Here is a 17,857-nt window from a genome sequence, read left to right as displayed (position 1 = left end):
AATTTTTCCCAGACTCTATTTTTATAGGAAACATTTGATAAGGCACTCTTGGTCGAATCTGAGCAAAGAACGACCTTACGAGGCTTTCCTTTTAAGCTTCTATGACAGCTTAAAAGGTAGACCTAGGCATCTGTTTCTATTTGGTTGCCATTGCTAAATATACTGTTGATATCTTCCTCAGTCAGTCCGATTAGAGGATCGATTGTTAGGAGATTTTCCTCAGTTAAGATATAGTTTTCCACAGGTGGTTCGGCGTTATCCACAGGAGTGTGGATAATTTCTTTGGGATTTCCAATATCTTCAAAACGTTGAATTAGATAGGTTTTTCGGGCTGTACCGGTATTTTTTGCGGCATAGTCAAAGGCTGCTTTTTCCCCAAGTAAGATCAACTTGCTCTTGGCGCGGGTGATAGCGGTGTAGATGAGGTTTCGCTGCAGCATCCGGTGACTGCTTCGGGTAATGGGAAGGATGACCACGGGAAACTCGCTGCCTTGAGACTTGTGGATGCTCATGGCATAGGCTAGGCGGATTTTGTACCATTCGCTGCGCTGATAGCTAATCTCGTTGCCATCAAAGTTGATGGTCAATTCGTCCTGCTTGGATTCGGTGTACTTGGCTGGCAGCAGGTCGGTGATATAGCCCAAGTCACCGTTAAAGACATTGCTTTCAGCATCATTGACGAGGTGGATGACCCGATCTCCCTGTCGATATTGGCAGTCAGGTGCCTCAAAGGTCAGCTGATCTTTTTCCACAGGATTGATGAGATTTTGCATGAGGTTGTTAATCTGGTCAATGCCAGCCTGTCCGCGGTACATGGGAGCCAGCACTTGCACATCCTGAGCTGGGATGCCGCTGCGAATAGCTGCGCTGGTAATTCGTTCAATCATGGGTGGGATGTGTTCATTTCGAGCTTCAAAATAAGAACGATCCGCTTTTTTCTCAGTAAAATCTGCTGGCAGCAGTCCTTTTTGGATCTGACTAGCCAAGGTAACAATGGTCGAATCTTGACTCTGACGGTAAATTTTTTCTAGCTTGGTCTGGGGAATGCTCGATATTTGCAGTAGGTCTGCTAATACCTGCCCAGGACTGACAGAGGGTAACTGCTCTGCATCGCCCACCAAAAGTAGTTTGGTATTGGAAGAGATATTGCTGAGGAGCTGATTGGCCAGCCAAGTGTCCACCATGGAGAACTCGTCCACGATGATAAAGTCAGCATCCAGATAATCATCCAAATGACTGGTATCATCATCTCCGGTCATCCCCAAATGGCGGTGGATAGTGGCGCTAGGAAGACCGGTCAATTCGTTCATGCGCCGAGCAGCACGACCAGTGGGAGCCGCTAGAAGAATGGGCAAATCGGCCTTCTTTTTCAAATCCAAGCCTCGAAGCTGGCTGTAGACTGCGATGATACCATTAATAACGGTTGTTTTTCCTGTTCCTGGTCCACCCGTCAGGATAAAGACTTTTTGTGTGATAGCGTCGAAAATGGCCTGCTTCTGAATCTGATCATAGTGGATGCCTAGGTCATCTTCAGCTTGGCTGATGGCGTCGAGGATTTTTCCCTCTTCAAAGCGATCCTGATGGCCTTTTTCCAAGAGGCGGACCAGATTGCTGCGGATGCCTTCCTCGGCAAAGAAGAGGCTGTTTTCAAAAATCTTGGTCTCAACATTTTGGACTTTGTCTTCTTCAATCAGGTGAGCCAATTCATCGGCTACCAGACTAGGATCTAGTTCTACTTGACGCGAACTTTCCAAAAGCTCAATCGTATGAGCCAATAGGTCTCTAGCCTCCAAATAGGTGTCGCCAGTTTCCATGGACTGGGTCAGAAGGGTATGAAGCAAGCCAGCTCGAAAACGCTCAGGGGCATCACTCTCAATGCCCAACTGCTGGGCCAGCTGATCGGCGATTTTAAAGCCGATACCTTGGATATCTTCAACCAGCCGGTAGGGATACTGCTCGACGATTTCCAGCGTTTCTTCCTTGTAGGTTTCCTGAATCTGAAAGGCTAGTTTATTGGGAATGCCGTAGGCTGCCAGTTTGGCTAAGACCAGTTCTGTCCCATAGTTAAGTTGCAGTTTGGCCACAAAGGCTTCTCGGTTCTTGGCGGAAAGGCCAGTGATTTCTTTGAGTTTTTCTGGCTCAGCTAAAATCTTGTCAATGGTTTCATCTCCATAGAGTTCCACGATTTTTTGAGCTGTCTTGACCCCAATACCTTTAAAGTGCTCACTGGAAAAATACTTAACCAGCCCCTTGCTAGTCGGTTTTGCCCTCTCGTAGCGGGAAATTTTTAGCTGCTGTCCGTACTTTGGGTGTTGGACTAGGTTTCCCCAAAATGTATAATCCTCGCCTTCGATAATATCGGCCATGGTTCCGGTCACGATAATCTCAAAATCATCAAAATCTTCACAATCCGTGTCTTGGATATCCAAGAGGAGGATTCGAAAGAAATTGCTGGGATTTTCAAAAATGATGCGCTCAATAGTGCCTGAAAAATAAAATTCTGTCATTGTTTCTATATGCTCTTTAAAAAGCAAACCCAGCTGAGTAGTCAACTGAGTTTGGATGGAGTATACTCTTAAGTATTAGTAAGTTTTGAAAGGTAGGATTGGCCAGATGCGGAATTTAGCCTCGCCTTGAATCTGACTAGATTTAAAGGCCCCGACTTGACGGCTATCCTTGGACACGATGCGATCGTCGCCTAAAAGCAGGTACTCATCATCTAGGAGTTTGATGGTAAAGACGGGGCTACCTTCCTTGTCCACGGTAAAGGCCTGGGCTTGAGAAGCTAGCTTACGGAAGAAAGTTCCGTTGTCCGTGTAATCCTTGCCCACATAGGTAGACTGGAGCTTGTCCTTTTGGAATTTCTTGATGTAATCTGTTAAATAAGGTTCATCAGTCTTCTTACCATTGATATAGAGGGTGTCGTTTTCGTACTGAATGGTATCACCCGGAAGGCCAATCACTCGCTTGACAACTTCTTTCTTTTTGCCATCGTCATCCTTTTCGGAGGCTACAACAATATCGAAACGATCAATGGACTGGTGTTTCAAAACCATCAAATACTCCCCATTGGCTAAGGTTGGATCCATAGAGTGGCCGTCTACCTTGACAGGTGCCCAGAGCAGCCAGCGAGTGAGTAAGAGAACAGAGAGAATCAGGGTAAAGACTCCCCACTCCTTGAGGAAGGCACGGAAGTCAAAGCGTTTGTTTTTCATAGTCTACCTTTCTAAGAGCTTTTTAGCTTTTTCTGTATTTTTAAAATGAAGTTTAGCGGTATGCTGGAGGCCAGCCATTCCATAGGCTTGGAGGATCTGGCAAGCAACTTGATCACTTTTGCTCCCAGCCCCGCTCGGAAGGATATAGCCAAGCTCTTGACTCAGATTTTCCAGATTTTCCAGAAAGAGATCGCGAGCGATAATGGAGCTAACGGCGACAGCTAGAAACTTCCCTTCGGCCTTTTCAATGAGGCTAACGAGATTTGGAAAATGATTCTTTTCATTTTGCAGGTATTTGTCATAATTCTGCTGACTGGTAAAGGCGTCAATGACGATTTTTTCTGGTGTCAGACCTTTTTGTAACAGCAGATAAATGGCTTGATTGTGAAGAGCCACCTTGACAGACACAGCGTTGTAACCAGAGGCAATCACTTCGTTATATTTTTCTGGTGACAGGAGCAGAGCCTGATGTTGGATTTCCTTTTTCAAAATCGGCGCCAGCTGCCGAATCTTAAGGTCGGTCAAGGTCTTTGAGTCGCCCACGCCTAACTTGCGCAAGAAAGCGTGCTGTTCTGGACTGACAAAGGAAGCAACAACTGCTAAACCACCAAAGTAAGAGCCATTTCCAACCTCATCCGTACCTATAAGGGAAATGTTCTGAGAGGTCTTGCTTGTTTCCTCGGCTTGATGGCCGAAAAAAGCAGCATAGTGACCAGCTTTTTCTCCTTGGAAAAGAACCTTGCCAGAAGTATAGATACTGACAGTTGCCTGGTTCAATTTCAGTAGATATTGGATATACTGATTTTTACTAGGCACAAGCTTGTCTTGATATTTCTGGACAAAAGCCTCAATTTCTCCTTGTTTAGGACTCAAAGTAATACTTTCCATAACCCCTATTGTACCACAAAATGAAACTAGGGAAAATGGGAAAAAGAGGATATTTCAAATATTATAAAAAAATTACACATTTTTCTCCCAAACATGACATCGATGTCATGTTAGACCCAGTATGGTTGTTGTATAATATAGGTGTTGAGTCAATGTTTAAATAAAACTGACCACAAACAATATATTAACAAGGTTAAGGAAACCTTGTAAAAAAGGAGAACACATATGGAAAACTTTGCTATGATGGACAACCAATTTGTTGCGTTGACTGAAGAAGAAATGATGATGATCGACGGTGGATGGTCATTCTACGGAGTCCCTGTTGATATTTTCACAGTATCATTGGCTATTTTGGGTGGCTCATTGGTTTCAGGCTTCTTTGTAGGACTTTTTAGCTAATTTAGTATTTCAAATAGAAGAAGGTGAATTTCATGAACAAAGATTTTAAATCATTAGATCAAAAATTTATGCCTCTTACTGAAGCTGAATTGGTTGAAGTAGAAGGTGGATGGGTCGGTGGTGACCTTGTACGTGCCGTATTTGATATCGGTCGTGAAGTTGGTCGCACTGTACGTGGACTTGCTATTCGTGCATATGGTCGCATCAGAGGTAGAATTGGATCAGGATCTGGTTCTAGCAATCGTGGTGGCGCTAACAACGGTGGTGCTGCAGGTACAGACGTTTTTAACTAATATTTTGTGTTTCGATATAGAGCCTCTTGTTCGTCTTGATTTGGACAAGAGGCTTTTTAGTGTAGAATGGTCTGATAAAGTTACATTATGTCTGTTTTTTAAGTAATTTTATGTTTACATGGAGTAAAACGACTGATACCATTGGAAAAATACGCCACATTAGTGTATGATAGAGATATCTATTTTTTGCTTGTTATGAAAGTTCTTCTCGCTAATTTATACTTGTTTTTTACTGGAGAGAACCGCTATGGATAAAGTTGACAAGCAGTTTGTGTTGAATAGTATGTTTACTAATTAGGAGTTTTTATGCGAGGGTTGCCCTCCATAAAAGCAAACTTACACTTTTGTGTGAATAAAGGAGTTTGTATGAGATTTACAAAGCGTCATTATAGGGCTCAAGTTGACGCGAGAGATTGTGGTGTAGCAGCGCTAGCCATGATATATGGTTATTATGGTTCCTATTATTCTTTGGCTAGTTTGCGTGAAATGGCCAAGACAACTTTAAGAGGAACAACTGCTTTTGGGCTAGTGAAGGTTTCGGAAGAGTTAGGTTTTGAAACACGAGCCTTTAAAGCGGATATGTCTTTATTTGACATGAAGGGCATCGTTTATCCTTTTATCGCCCATGTTATCAAAGATAAGAAATTGCTTCACTATTATGTTGTGACTGGGCACGATAAACATTCGGTTTATATTGCGGATCCGGATCCGGCTGTAAAAATGACCAAACTTTCTAAGGAACAGTTTGCGCAAGAGTGGACAGGTGTCTCTATTTTTATCGCCCCAGCGCCAGAATATAGACCACACAAGGAAAAGAAAAACGGTCTCTGGTCTTTTGTTCCGATTTTAATGAAACAAAAGGGACTGATTGCCAATATCGTTATCGCAACGATGCTGGTGACGATTATTAATATCGTGGGCTCTTACTACATGCAGGGGATTATTGATACCTACGTACCGAATCAGATGAGGAATACCTTAGGAATTATTTCTCTCGGTCTAATAGTCGTCTACATTTTGCAACAGGTCCTAACTTATGCTCAGAGCTATCTGCTTCTCATTTTGGGACAACGCCTTTCGATTGATGTGATTTTGTCCTATATTAAGCATGTCTTTCATCTACCCATGTCTTTTTTTGCGACGAGAAGGACAGGGGAAATCGTATCGCGCTTCAATGATGCCAATAGTATCATTGATGCCTTAGCTAGTACTATTCTGTCCATCTTTTTGGATGTGTCTATCGTTGTCGTCATGGCAATTGTTTTGTTCTCACAAAACTTCTATTTGTTCTTTATCAGTTTGCTCTCGCTGCCGATCTATATCGTCGTGATTTTCGCTTTCATGAAGCCATTTGAAAAAATGAATCGCGACACGATGGAATCTAATGCCATTCTGTCTTCTTCTATTATCGAAGATATCAATGGTATTGAGACGATCAAATCCTTGACAAGTGAAGATTTCCGCTATCAAAAGATTGATAGAGAATTTGTGGATTATTTGAAGAAATCATTCGCTTATAGTCGGATGGAGAATATCCAAATCGGCTTGAAGAAGACAGCTCAGCTCTTGCTGAATGTTGCAATCCTTTGGATGGGAGCCCTTTTGGTAATGGACAATAAAATGACCTTGGGGCAGCTGATTACTTATAATACTTTGCTGGTTTATTTCACAAATCCGCTGGAGAATATTATCAATTTACAAACCAAGCTTCAGACAGCACAAGTTGCCAATAATCGCTTGAACGAGGTTTATCTGGTTGACTCTGAATTTATGGATAAAAAAGCGATCCGTGATTTGAGCATGACCAAGGGTGACATTGAATTGAGAAATGTCAGCTACAAGTATGGCTATGGACGAAACGTTCTATCAGATATTAATTTGACCATTGAAAGAGGCAGCAAGGTAGCTTTTGTGGGAATTTCTGGTTCTGGAAAGACGACTCTTGCCAAGATGATCGTGAACTTTTACGATCCAAACGAGGGAGAAATTCTGGTTAATAATATCAACCTCAATCAGATTGACAAGCATGTCTTGCGCCGTCATATCAATTACTTGCCGCAACAGCCTTATGTCTTTAATGGTACCATCTTGGAGAATGTTCTCCTAGGTGCCAAGCCTGGAACGACTCAGAAAGAAATCATTCGGGCGCTGGAAATTGCGGAAATTCGTGAAGATATTGAACGGATGCCTTTGAATTACCAAACAGAATTGACATCAGATGGTTCAGGGATTTCAGGTGGTCAGCGTCAGCGTTTGGCCTTGGCTCGGGCTCTTTTGACCGATGCTCCTGTTTTGATCCTTGATGAGGCGACCAGCAATCTGGATATCTTGACAGAGAAAAAGATTATTGACAACCTTTTGGAGTTGGACAAGACCATTATTTTCATTGCCCATCGATTGACTATTGCAGAGCGATCTGAAAAAGTGGTTGTTTTGGACAAGGGTGAAATCGTGGAGCAAGGGACGCATGAAGAGTTGGTTGCTCAGGATGGCTTCTATGCTCATCTTGTGAATAGTTAGAAAGGAGAAAGAAGATGGAAGAACATTACTTAGAGAGTGCCGAATTTTATAACCGTAGATATTCTAGCTTTTCTGTGCGCGTGATTTTACCGACTTTCTTCTTGTTGATTTTTGTGGTCTTATTCTCCCTCTTTGCTAAAAAAGAAATCACTATTACTTCAGGTGCTTCTATTGAACCTAGCAAGATTCTAGCTAATATCCAATCAACTAGTAACAATGCTATTGTCACTAATAACTTGAAGGAAAACAAAGTTGTTAAAAAAGGGGATCTTTTAGTTCAGTATAAGTCTGATAGCGAAAATACTCAAAAAGAAACCTTCTCCTCTCAAGTAGAAAGCTTGAAGGAGCAAAAACGTCAGTTGGAGCTGTTGCAAGAAAGTCTGAAGACGGGGACTAGCCAGTTTTCAGGAGAGGATCGCTTCGGCTATGAGCAAGCATTTAATGATTACAAGAATCAAGCTGCGAGTATCCGTAGTAACACCGAGCAGCAAAATTCGACCATTGCTTCTCAAAACTCAGCAGCTAGTAATTCACAGGCAGAGCTGGGGAATTTGATCAATGAAACAAATGCTAAATTATCAGATTATCAGACTCTTAGAAATGCTATCCAAAATGGGACAAGTGTCCCTTCGACTAATGCCGGCTATAGTATCTATCAGGCTTATGAGACACAAGCAGCTGCAGATAGTCAAGGTCAGCTAAAGAGTCAGGTTCTTTCGCAAATTGATAGTCAGATTTCTCAGTTTGAATCAGCTCTTGCAGGTTATCGAGTGCAGTATGCGGGCTCTGGTGCTCAGCAAGCCTATTCTGGTAGCTTGGATAGCCAGCTTGAGTCCTTGAAAGCTCAGCAGTTGACTAAAGTTGGTCAAGAGTTGACGGCCTTGAATCAAAAGATTTTAGAAGTTGAAAATAATCTCAAGGTGCAAGGTGGTATCACTCAAAAGGGCATGATCACAGCAACTGAAGATGGTATTCTCCACCTAAATCCTGAAACAGCAGGAGCGAATCTGGTTCCCGAGGGAAAGTTGCTAGCTCAATTGTATCCTGTTTTGACCAAGGAAAAAAAGGTCGTCATCACAACCTATGTGACCTCGAAAGATGTAGCTAGTCTGAAAAAAGGTGAGACTCTGCGTTTCACTGCAATGGATGGAAATAATAAAGAATTTGTTCTCAAATCTAAAATTTCAAACATTGACAACAATGCGACGAAAACGGAAAAAGGCAACTTCTTTAAGGTGGAAGCTGAAATAAGCTTAACGGATGCCCAAGCCAAGAAGATACGTTACGGTATTGAAGGTCGTGCAGTAGTCATCACAGGAAGCAAAACCTACTTTGACTATTACTTGGATCAATTCTTGAGAAGAGACTAAAGAAAGAATGTTTAATAAGTCTTGATTGAAGTTCTTATCTCGCAAATATGAAAAAACCATGGTTGTGCCATGGTTTTTCTTGTTATGAGAAAGTTTTCTATTGCCAGATATCCTGTATTTGTGAAATTTGAGCTTGGGCTTGTTTTTCGAAAATCTTGTATTTATAAGTCAAGTCTTGAGCCATTTCCTTGATATTGTCTCGTTGTTCTTGGATAATGGCGAGATTGTGCTGGATGTTAGCTAAATTATCTTGAACTTTATCCAAGATATCGGATGTTTCGACGACTTCTTGGCTGATTGTCTTCCGACTTTTGACCAAATGGTAGCTGACCCAGGCTGCGCCTGTGAAAAGCATAAGATTTGAAAATTTCATAGTTCCTCCCTAGGCTTGAGCAATCTTTTCAGCCAATTGAGCTAAGGCTGGAAAATCTGGTTCGTGGGTTTCAAAGCTGATTTGTAAACCGTCTGTCTCTTCATAGCGAGGAGCTAGGTGGACATGGGTGTGAAAGACAGTCTGTCCAGCAATTTCTTCGTTGTTGTTAAGGATGTTCATGCCCTTGGCGCCTGTTGCTTTCATGACCTTACGGGCGATGTCTGGGACACGAGCGAAGAGCTGACTGGCACTGTCTGCATCCATTTCCAAAAGATTTCTGAAATGCTGCTTGGGAACGACCAAAGTATGGCCTGGAGTGACCTGAGAAATGTCTAGAAAGGCGACTACCTGGTCATCTTCATAAACTTTAGAAGAGGGGATTTCCCCTGCGATAATCTTACAAAAAATACAATCAGCCATAAATGATACCTCTATTCGCTAGATTTTTGTTATAATTTAAAATATAAGAACATTATACCAGAATTTGGAGAAAATATGTTAGAAATCAAAGGTCTTACAGGAGGCTATATTAACATTCCTGTTTTGAAAGATATTAACTTTGAAGTGGGCGATGGTCAGCTGGTTGGGCTGATTGGTCTCAATGGTGCTGGTAAATCCACCACCATCAATGAAATTATCGGTTTATTGACGCCTTACAAGGGAGAAATTCGGATTGATGGTTTGCAGCTGCGAGAAAATCCTAGTGCCTACCGTAAGAAGATTGGTTTTATCCCAGAGACACCGAGTCTCTACGAAGAGCTGACCCTGCGTGAGCATATTGAAACGGTGGCCATGGCTTACGATATCGAGCAGGAAGACGCTTTTGAGTGCGTGGAGCGTCTCTTAACTATCTTCCGACTCAAGGATAAGTTGGACTGGTTTCCAGTGCATTTCTCTAAGGGAATGAAGCAGAAGGTCATGATTATCTGTGCTTTCGTGGTAGATCCTAGTCTTTTTATCGTGGATGAGCCTTTTTTGGGGCTGGATCCGGTAGCTATTGCAGATCTTATCCAGCTCTTGGATGAGGAAAAGAAAAAAGGTAAGTCCATCCTCATGAGTACCCACGTTCTGGACTCGGCCGAGAAGATGTGTGATAGCTTTGTGATTTTACATAAAGGGCAGGTACGTGCTAAGGGCAATTTAGCTGAGTTGCGGCAGCAATTTCAGATGCCGGGAGCTAGTCTAAATGACATCTATCTTGCCTTGACGGAAGAGGCTGCGCTATGAAAGAAGTATTTGCTAAACGCAAGCAGGATTTTCGTCAGCGCTGCCTGAAGTATCTGCGCTATGTTCTCAATGATCACTTTGTCCTATTTTTATTGATTTTTCTCGGATTTCTGGCGGTTCAGTACAATCAATTGCTGCGGAATTTCCCTAGTCAGTCTTGGCCGATAATAGTAGGATTAGTTTTATTTTCTGTGCTCATTCTTCCTTTTGGACATATCGCAACCTATCTGGAGAAGCCTGATATGCTCTTCTTGCTGGTGCAGGAGCAAGCAGTCATTGAGTTTGTCAAGGGACAAATCCAGCGTTCGTATATTCTCTTTGGCCTGCTTCAAACCTTGTTGCTGCTTTTGTTAGCGCCACTGTTTTTGGCTCTAGGTTTGCCAATCTGGGGTTTTGGATTGTACTGCCTCTTTATGCTCTTGCTAAAATGGCTGGTCTTCCAGTTCAAGGGACGTCGCTTTTTCTTGTCTGACCGCCTCGATTGGCAGTATGCAATCGCAGCTGAGGAAGGGCGCAAGCAGAAAGTTCTGCGTTTCTTCGCCCTCTTTACAAATGTAAAAGGCATTTCCAATAGTGTCAAAAGAAGAGCTTACTTGGACGGGCTGACGAGACTTTTGCCTAAGATCCATGCCAAGACTTGGCAAAATATGTTTTTACGCTCCTATCTGCGTAATGGCGACTTATTCCCTCTGACCTTGCGTCTTCTACTTTTAGCCTTCTTAACGATTGTCTTCGTCAGTCAGTCTTGGATTGCTGCAGGTTTCGTTGTTCTCTTCAATTATCTTTTGCTCTTTCAGTTGTTGGCCTTGTATGAAGCTCTTGATTATCAGTATCTAACCCAGCTTTTTCCGCTGGATAGCAAGTCTAAAATCAAGGGTGTAAGACAGGTTATTACAGGGATTGGACATAGTGTCTTGCTTTTTGAAACGCTAGTGGCAGTGCTCTTTTTTCAAGATAAGATGGCAGTGTTAGCAATGCTTGGAGCGACAATCTTTTTGTATCTAGTCTATTTGCCATATAAACTAAAAAGATTGGTTGACTAAAAGAATGAAAATTAGTAAAATAGTGAGGAAACTTTTTAAGGAGGGGAATCATGGTCTTGGTTGATAACGAGCTAGCCCTGACACCAATAGCTGGTAAGAGCGGAAAGGCCTATATGGGAACTTATCCAGACGGGGGGCGAGTTTTCGTCAAGATGAATACGACCCCGATTCTGGCAGGCTTAGCCAGAGAACAAATTGCTCCGCAACTTCTGTGGAGTCGACGCTTGCCAGATGGCAATGTCATGAGCGGACAAGAATGGCTTTCAGGTGCCATTTTAACACCTAATGATATGTCTAAAAAGCAAGTGATCAATATTTTAACGCGTTTGCATCGGTCGAAGCCTCTGATGACTCAGTTGGCCAAATTGGGTTATATTTTAGAAACGCCGATCGATCTAATCAATAGCTGGCTCAATCAAGCGCCGGTTGTTTTGCGGAACAATCAGTACCTGCAATCAATTATTCGGGATTTGCGGCAAACGGTACCTGCTTTTCGTGAGGACTACGCGACGATTGTCCACGGTGATGTACGGCATAGCAACTGGTTTCAGACGGATAGTGGCTTGATTTATTTGGTGGATTGGGATTCGGTTCGCTTGACGGACAGGATGTTGGATGTTGCTCATATATTGAGTCACTATATCCCAGATACCAATTGGCAGGAGTGGTTGACCTACTACGGTTATAAGTACAATGACAAGGTTATCAAAAAACTGTATTGGTTTGGTCAATACTCTTATCTGATGCAGATTGCTAAATATTATGAAAACAATGATTTAGAAAATGTGAACCGGGAGATTTACGCTCTACGCAACTTCCGTTCTAAGTATGGAAAGGTAAGATGAGAGTAAGAAATCGTAAGGGGGCGACTGAACTATTAGAAGCTAATCCCCACTATGTGGTTCTAAATCCAGTTGATGCCAAGGGAAAGTGGCGGGAAACTTTTGGTAATGACCACCCTATCCACATTGAAGTAGGAAGTGGTAAGGGGGCTTTTATCACAGGAATGGCCAAGGCTAATCCAGCTATCAACTATATCGGAATTGATATTCAGAAATCTGTTCTCAGCTATGCTTTGGATAAGGTTTTGGCAGCTGATGTACCCAATATTAAGCTACTCTGGGTGGATGGTTCGGAATTGACCAATTATTTTGCAGATGGAGAAATTGACCGACTTTACCTGAATTTCTCTGATCCATGGCCTAAGAAACGGCATGAAAAACGTCGCTTGACCCATAAGTCTTTCTTGGATACCTTCAAGCAGATTTTGCCAGAAAAAGGTGAAATCCACTTCAAAACGGACAACCGTGGCTTGTTTGAGTACAGCCTGGTCAGCTTTTCGCAGTATGGCATGATTCTCAAAGGTGTTTGGCTGGATCTTCATGCCAGTGACTTTGAAGGCAATGTCTTGACTGAATATGAACAAAAATTCTCTAGCAAGGGTCAGGTTATTTACCGGGTCGAAGCAGAGTTTCAATAAAAATAAAGAGAGTCCTAAACAGGTTTTCTATCTCAATTGTCGGATTTTATGATCGATTTTTGTTGGATAGAGCCCTGTGGGGGCTCTTTTTTATTTTGTTTTGATTATCAAACTATAAAGATTATTTTTGTTGTTTTCATTCTCTTAAAACGGCGTCGCTAAAGCTTTTTGCTATCCCTATAATATGATATTACACTTTTGTTACAGAAAAAAATTAGATAGTAAAATCCTTGATATAATAGGAAAAAAGCGGTATAATTATTGGTATGGTTTAATGTCTAAACTTTGACATTAGAACCACCAATCATATGTTATAAAATACTTTGCTGCTCAGGCGTTAAGGTGTTGAGTAATAGGTGGTTGAACTATATTTTAAAAAGGAGAGATGTTCATGGATAAAAATGCGAGACGCAGATTAAACCGTGCGAGTGCTGAGAAACGACTTCGATACTCAGTCCGTAAGTTTAATGTGGGCGTGGCTTCTGTAGCAGTCGCAGCTTTCATGTTCTTTGGGGGGAATGTCGTTTCAGCCGATACGTTAGCTAAGACGGATTCTTCAAGCACCTCTACGGAGAAAACGACCTCTGTGCCAGATTCAGGAGAAGATTCGGGAGCGAATGATTCTGACTCCGAGTCGGCCATAGAAAAGAATTCTACCGTAGCAACTGTCGCTGAAAGCAACGCAGTTTCAAGTGCAGCATCTACAGCATCTTCTACCTCTGCTGAAGACCTATCAAGCAAAGTGGAAGAAAAAACTGTTAAATCAGAAGTTGCTTCAAAAAGTGAAGCAGCTTTAAAAGAAGCTACTTCACAAGTATCTAAAGCTTCAGTAGCGACTAGCCAATCAACTGCTGCAACTCAGTCTGAGGCTCGAGTTAGCCCAGCTACTTCAGCTACTGCAGAGTCAACTGCAGTTTCATCTGAAGCAGCTACAGAATCAGTTGCCGCTGTAGAACCTGCTAAGGTATCAGTTGAAAAGGCAGCTAGTCAAGCAGCTAGTTTGGCAACAGCTAGCCAAGCAACAAATGCAGTAGCCAAAAGTGAAGCTAATTCAACATTAGCAGCTGCTCAAAGCGAAGTAAATAAAGGTTACGCTGATTTCCGTAAATCAGGAGAAAGTGGCTTCCGTTCGTTTGACCCACAAACAGGAAAAACAACTGTAACGAAAGAAAACTTCCTTGACTACTTCAGATTGAATGGTTCAGCTACCTATAATTCATACGATGGTATCGTAACCCTTACTCCAGATGAAGAACACAAGACAGGTAACTTCAGTCTGAAGAGTAAGATCAATATGAACCAAAGCTTCAAGCTGACTGGTGGAGTTAACCTTGGTGATAAAACTCAAGATCGTTATGGTGCCGATGGTATCGGTTTTGCCTTCCATACAGGGAACACAACAGATCTAGGGGCAAATGGTGGTAACCTGGGTATCGGTGGTTTGCGTAACGCAACTGGTTTCAAACTGGATACTTTCTGGAACGTCTTCACACCACCAAGAGGGAATCGTTTTGATACTAGCAACACGGACTCCTTCGAATATGGTTGGGATAAAGACCCTCAACTGGGACAATTTGGTGCCTGGGTAAATACCACTCATAAAAAGGTTCGTGGTGGTGGTATCTTCACTGGTGGTGAATATGATCGTTGGTGGGCTGAGACAGATGCTAATAGTGCTCAACGTCTGGACTCAAGTGACCTAGATGGTCGTTTCCACAGATTTGCTATCCAGTATGATGGTGTAACCAAGGAATTAACTATCTCTTACGAAAGTAATCTTGGTATTAAGCAATGGAGGAAAACAGTTTCTACTCCAGAAGAGCTGATGTCCATGGTGGTTACGGCTACGACTGGTAACTACAAGAACTTGCAACAGTTCCAAATCAAACGTTTTGATTTCTATCAAAGTGCCTCTGTTGACGTACGTTATGAAGATGAGCAAGGTCGAGAAATCGCTGAAGGTTCAGTAACTTATCCAAAAGGTGCCTATAAAGGTAAGCCTTATACTACTGAACAAAAAACAATCCCAGGTTATGGCTTTGTTCGGATGAAGAATGGTAGTTTGCCACCTTCAGGAACTCTGGCTGACTGGGGTACCAATGGTACAGTAACCTACGTTTACCGTAAAGGTGCTACAGATGTTAAGACAGAGAAGAAGACTGTCACTCGTAATATTTATTATAAATACAAACCAGGTGTGACAGGACCAACACTTCCGCCAACTTACACTCAAACAGCTGAGTTCACTCGAACTGTGACAGGTGGTAGACCAGGTCCATGGAGCCCTTCATCTAAGAATTTTGCGCCTGTAGATTCTCTAAATGTACCAGGATATACACCAGATATAGCGACAGTTCCAGGACTTACAGTAAATCCAGGTTCTACTCCAAGTGATGTAACGGTTTACTACGACAAGAATGCTCCAAGAGTAACAACAGAAACAAAAGATGTTACTCGTACAATCGCTTACGAATATGAAGATGGTGTGACTTCAGGTCGTCCTGCCCTTCCACGTGAAGTACAACAAAATGTACAATTTACTCGTCAAGTGTCAGAAGACCCAGCGACTGGTAGAAAGACATACGGCAATTGGACACCAAGTCGTCAAACTGTAGATGCGGTTGATACACCAGCGATTAAAGGCTTTACACCGAATAAAACACGTGTAAATTCAGCTTCTGTTTCACCAACAGATCCAAGCTGGCGTGAAATCGTTTCATACCGTAAGAATGATCCGAAAGTAACAACTGAAACTAAGGATGTTACTCGTACAATCGCTTACGAATATGAAGATGGTGTGACTAGAAATCGCCCAACTCTTCCGCAACCGGTTGAACAAACAGTTCAATTTACTCGTCAAGTATCAGAAGATCCAGTAACTGGTAAGAAGACATACGGTAATTGGACTCCAAATACTCGTACTGTAGGTGCGGTTGACAGCCCAGAAGTGTCAGGATTCACACCAAATAAAGCACGTGTGAATTCAGCTACTGTTTCACCAACAGACCCAAGCTGGCGTGAAATTGTAAGCTATTCAGCTGCAACTCAAAAGGGAAGCATCGTTTACCGTACAGATGGTAAAAATGGTGTTCCGGCTAAGACCCTTCACACAGACAACGTAACTGGTAAATCAGATACACCTGTAAACTATACAACAACTGCGAAAATCAATGAATTTAAACAGTTGGGTTATGATCTTGTTAGCGACGGCTTTACTAAAGCTGGCGGGCAAAGATTTGACAGTAACAACAATGTAGATCAAACATGGGAAGTTGTTCTTACTCCACGTATTGAGACAAAACAAGAAACGAAAGATGTTACTCGTAACGTTCGTTACCAATACAAGGATGGAGTGACTACAGGTCGTCCAGCACTTCCTCGCCCAGTTACTCAAACAACAACATTTACTCGCCCAGTTTCTGTGAACAAGGTGACAGGTGTTGAAACTCCTGGTCAATGGAACAAGCCAAGTGAAGAACTTCCAAAAGTTGATTCTCCAGCAGTTACTGGTTTCACTCCAGACAAACCAAGCGTTCCAGCTGCAACTGTTACTCCAACATCTCCTAACGAAGATGAAGTAGTAAGCTACAGCCAAGATGATCAACGTGGTATCATTGAGTATGTAACAGATGGACAAAACGGTGTTCCAGCTAAGACTCTTTATACAGACGGTGTTACAGGTAAATCAGGTGAAGATGTTGCTTATTCAACTGCTAACCGTATCACCCAACTTCAACAAGCAGGTTACAAACTTGTAAGTGATGGCTTCACTCAACCAAATGGTCAGAAGTTTGATAACGATAAGACAAAAGACCAAGTATGGAAAGTTGTCGTTACTCCAGTTATTGAAACAAAACAAGAGAAGAAAGATGTTACTCGAACTATCCAATACCAATATGGTGACGGTGTAACAGCAGGACGCCCAGCGCTTCCTAAGACAGTTACTCAAACAACATCATTCACTCGTCCAGTTTCTGTTAACAAGGTAACAGGTGTGGAAACTCCTGGTGCTTGGGATAAACCAAATGCTAACCTTCCAGAAGTAAACACTCCTGCTATTACAGGCTATAGCCCAGATAAACCAAAAGTTCCAGGTGTAACTGTTGACCCTACTACTGGAGATTCAGTTGAAGTTGTCAATTACAACTTGGATGAACAACGTGGTTCTATTAAGTACGTAACAGATGGTAAGAATGGCGTTCCAGTTAAGACTCTTTATACAGATTCTGTTGCTGGTAAGTCAGGTGAACCAGTAGCTTACTCAACTGTAAATCGTCTCACTCAACTTCAACAAGCAGGTTATAAGCTTGTGAGCGACGGCTTCACTCAACCGAATGGTCAGAAGTTTGATAACGATAAGACAAAAGACCAAACTTGGACAGTTGTTGTAACACCACGCTTGGATGACAATACGAATCCAGCTGATTTGAACAGCAAGGTTACACGTACCATCAAGTATCAATACGCAGATGGTCAAACAGCGGGTCGTCCAGCTCTGAAAGCTCCTGTCACTCAAGAAGCAACCTTCACACGTACTGGTAAAATAAATGCTGTAACTGGTGAAAAGACCTTCACTGCATGGACACCAGCTACGAAAGAATTGGCTCAAGAAGCTACACCAGTTGTAACTGGATTCGTGGCAGATAAGGCCAATGTAGCAGCAAAGACAGTGAAAGCTGGCGACGCTAACAGTGAAGAAGTTGTACAATACAAGAAGCTCGGTTCATACGTACCAAATGTACCAGACGGACTTCCAAAAGTACCAAATCTTCCATATCCAAACAATCCAACAGATCCAACAAAACCAGGCACTGATCTTCCAGTGGTACCAAATGTACCAGGCACTACACCAGTAGGTCCAGATGGTACTACACCATTGACACCGAAAGATCCGAGCGATCCAAGCAAGGGATACAACCCACCACCAATTCCAAGTGATCCAACTCAGGATACACCAATCAATTACGTTAAAGATGGTCAAAAAGCGATTATCACATTCGTAGACCAAGATGACAACAACAAGGAAGTTGGTAAGGTCGTTGAAAGTGG

Annotated in this window: 14 protein-coding genes; 9 read left to right on the top strand and 5 right to left on the bottom strand. The window is 42.4% G+C overall.

Annotated elements, in window-relative coordinates; genetic code table 11:
• Positions 1–122 precede the first annotated feature (122 nt).
• From FZ941_RS10255 to rnhC, 3 genes are all read right to left on the bottom strand, one after another.
• Positions 123–2,507 carry an ATP-dependent RecD-like DNA helicase gene (locus tag FZ941_RS10255; protein WP_148887788.1) on the bottom strand — a complete coding sequence of 795 codons (2,385 nt, stop codon included), beginning with the start codon at positions 2,505–2,507 and terminating at the stop codon, positions 123–125.
• Between the two features lie 75 nt (positions 2,508–2,582).
• Positions 2,583–3,215: a signal peptidase I gene (gene lepB / locus FZ941_RS10250; protein ID WP_148887787.1), complete on the bottom strand. Its 633-nt coding sequence runs from the start codon at positions 3,213–3,215 to the stop codon at positions 2,583–2,585.
• 3 nt (positions 3,216–3,218) lie between these two features.
• Positions 3,219–4,103 (bottom strand): ribonuclease HIII, encoded by an 885-nt coding sequence (rnhC, locus tag FZ941_RS10245; protein ID WP_148887786.1) that lies wholly within the window; start codon positions 4,101–4,103, stop codon positions 3,219–3,221.
• Positions 4,104–4,328: 225 nt separating this feature from the next.
• Here rnhC and FZ941_RS10240 point away from each other — a divergent pair, with 225 nt between their 5' ends.
• The 4 genes from FZ941_RS10240 (at position 4,329) to FZ941_RS10225 (ending at position 8,685) form a co-directional block, all read left to right on the top strand.
• Positions 4,329–4,502: a Blp family class II bacteriocin gene (locus FZ941_RS10240; protein WP_148887785.1), complete on the top strand. Its 174-nt coding sequence runs from the start codon at positions 4,329–4,331 to the stop codon at positions 4,500–4,502.
• A 68-nt stretch (positions 4,503–4,570) separates the two neighbouring features.
• Positions 4,571–4,795 carry a hypothetical protein gene (locus FZ941_RS10235; protein ID WP_262366301.1) on the top strand — a complete coding sequence of 75 codons (225 nt, stop codon included), beginning with the start codon at positions 4,571–4,573 and terminating at the stop codon, positions 4,793–4,795.
• A 366-nt stretch (positions 4,796–5,161) separates the two neighbouring features.
• Complete coding sequence (gene comA / locus FZ941_RS10230; RefSeq protein ID WP_005591091.1) at positions 5,162–7,315, top strand: peptide cleavage/export ABC transporter ComA; 2,154 nt, start codon at positions 5,162–5,164, stop codon at positions 7,313–7,315.
• Positions 7,316–7,329: 14 nt separating this feature from the next.
• A complete protein-coding gene (locus FZ941_RS10225; protein ID WP_148887783.1) occupies positions 7,330–8,685 on the top strand; it encodes a bacteriocin secretion accessory protein in 1,356 nt (451 codons plus the stop codon).
• A 97-nt stretch (positions 8,686–8,782) separates the two neighbouring features.
• Here FZ941_RS10225 and FZ941_RS10220 read toward each other — a convergent pair whose 3' ends face one another.
• Together FZ941_RS10220 and FZ941_RS10215 are read right to left on the bottom strand one after the other, a co-directional pair.
• Positions 8,783–9,058 (bottom strand): hypothetical protein, encoded by a 276-nt coding sequence (locus FZ941_RS10220; protein WP_148887782.1) that lies wholly within the window; start codon positions 9,056–9,058, stop codon positions 8,783–8,785.
• A 9-nt stretch (positions 9,059–9,067) separates the two neighbouring features.
• A complete protein-coding gene (locus FZ941_RS10215) occupies positions 9,068–9,478 on the bottom strand; it encodes an HIT family protein (protein WP_148887781.1) in 411 nt (136 codons plus the stop codon).
• A gap of 75 nt (positions 9,479–9,553) precedes the next feature.
• Here FZ941_RS10215 and FZ941_RS10210 point away from each other — a divergent pair, with 75 nt between their 5' ends.
• The 5 genes from FZ941_RS10210 to FZ941_RS10190 form a co-directional block, all read left to right on the top strand.
• Positions 9,554–10,285 (top strand): ABC transporter ATP-binding protein, encoded by a 732-nt coding sequence (locus FZ941_RS10210; protein WP_148887780.1) that lies wholly within the window; start codon positions 9,554–9,556, stop codon positions 10,283–10,285.
• A complete protein-coding gene (locus FZ941_RS10205) occupies positions 10,282–11,328 on the top strand; it encodes an ABC transporter permease (RefSeq protein WP_148887779.1) in 1,047 nt (348 codons plus the stop codon). Before FZ941_RS10210 ends, FZ941_RS10205 begins: the two co-directional genes overlap by 4 nt.
• A gap of 50 nt (positions 11,329–11,378) precedes the next feature.
• The gene (gene ccrZ / locus FZ941_RS10200) at positions 11,379–12,173 is read left to right on the top strand and encodes a cell cycle regulator CcrZ (RefSeq protein ID WP_005591081.1); all 795 of its coding nucleotides are present in this window, start codon (positions 11,379–11,381) and stop codon (positions 12,171–12,173) included.
• Entirely contained in the window at positions 12,170–12,808 is a 639-nt protein-coding gene (gene trmB / locus FZ941_RS10195) for a tRNA (guanosine(46)-N7)-methyltransferase TrmB (RefSeq protein WP_148887778.1), read from the top strand. The genes ccrZ and trmB overlap by 4 nt, the downstream gene beginning before the upstream one ends.
• 391 nt (positions 12,809–13,199) lie before the next feature.
• Positions 13,200–17,857, top strand: a 4,658-nt coding sequence (locus FZ941_RS10190; protein ID WP_187418421.1) for a mucin-binding protein, incomplete at its 3' end; no start/stop codon positions are given.

It is taken from the genome of Streptococcus sp. Marseille-P6264 (assembly GCF_902460355.1).
Lineage (GTDB): Bacteria > Bacillota > Bacilli > Lactobacillales > Streptococcaceae > Streptococcus.
Note: the sequence above shows the minus strand (reverse complement) of the source record. Positions and strands in the feature narration are given on the sequence as shown.

Coding starts and splice junctions, on each gene's coding strand:
- FZ941_RS10255 (WP_148887788.1), bottom strand. CDS start 2,507: ATGACAGAATTTTATTTTTCAGGCACTATTGAGCGCATCATTTTTGAA.
- lepB (WP_148887787.1), bottom strand. CDS start 3,215: ATGAAAAACAAACGCTTTGACTTCCGTGCCTTCCTCAAGGAGTGGGGA.
- rnhC (WP_148887786.1), bottom strand. CDS start 4,103: ATGGAAAGTATTACTTTGAGTCCTAAACAAGGAGAAATTGAGGCTTTT.
- FZ941_RS10240 (WP_148887785.1), top strand. CDS start 4,329: ATGGAAAACTTTGCTATGATGGACAACCAATTTGTTGCGTTGACTGAA.
- FZ941_RS10235 (WP_262366301.1), top strand. CDS start 4,571: ATGCCTCTTACTGAAGCTGAATTGGTTGAAGTAGAAGGTGGATGGGTC.
- comA (WP_005591091.1), top strand. CDS start 5,162: ATGAGATTTACAAAGCGTCATTATAGGGCTCAAGTTGACGCGAGAGAT.
- FZ941_RS10225 (WP_148887783.1), top strand. CDS start 7,330: ATGGAAGAACATTACTTAGAGAGTGCCGAATTTTATAACCGTAGATAT.
- FZ941_RS10220 (WP_148887782.1), bottom strand. CDS start 9,058: ATGAAATTTTCAAATCTTATGCTTTTCACAGGCGCAGCCTGGGTCAGC.
- FZ941_RS10215 (WP_148887781.1), bottom strand. CDS start 9,478: ATGGCTGATTGTATTTTTTGTAAGATTATCGCAGGGGAAATCCCCTCT.
- FZ941_RS10210 (WP_148887780.1), top strand. CDS start 9,554: ATGTTAGAAATCAAAGGTCTTACAGGAGGCTATATTAACATTCCTGTT.
- FZ941_RS10205 (WP_148887779.1), top strand. CDS start 10,282: ATGAAAGAAGTATTTGCTAAACGCAAGCAGGATTTTCGTCAGCGCTGC.
- ccrZ (WP_005591081.1), top strand. CDS start 11,379: ATGGTCTTGGTTGATAACGAGCTAGCCCTGACACCAATAGCTGGTAAG.
- trmB (WP_148887778.1), top strand. CDS start 12,170: ATGAGAGTAAGAAATCGTAAGGGGGCGACTGAACTATTAGAAGCTAAT.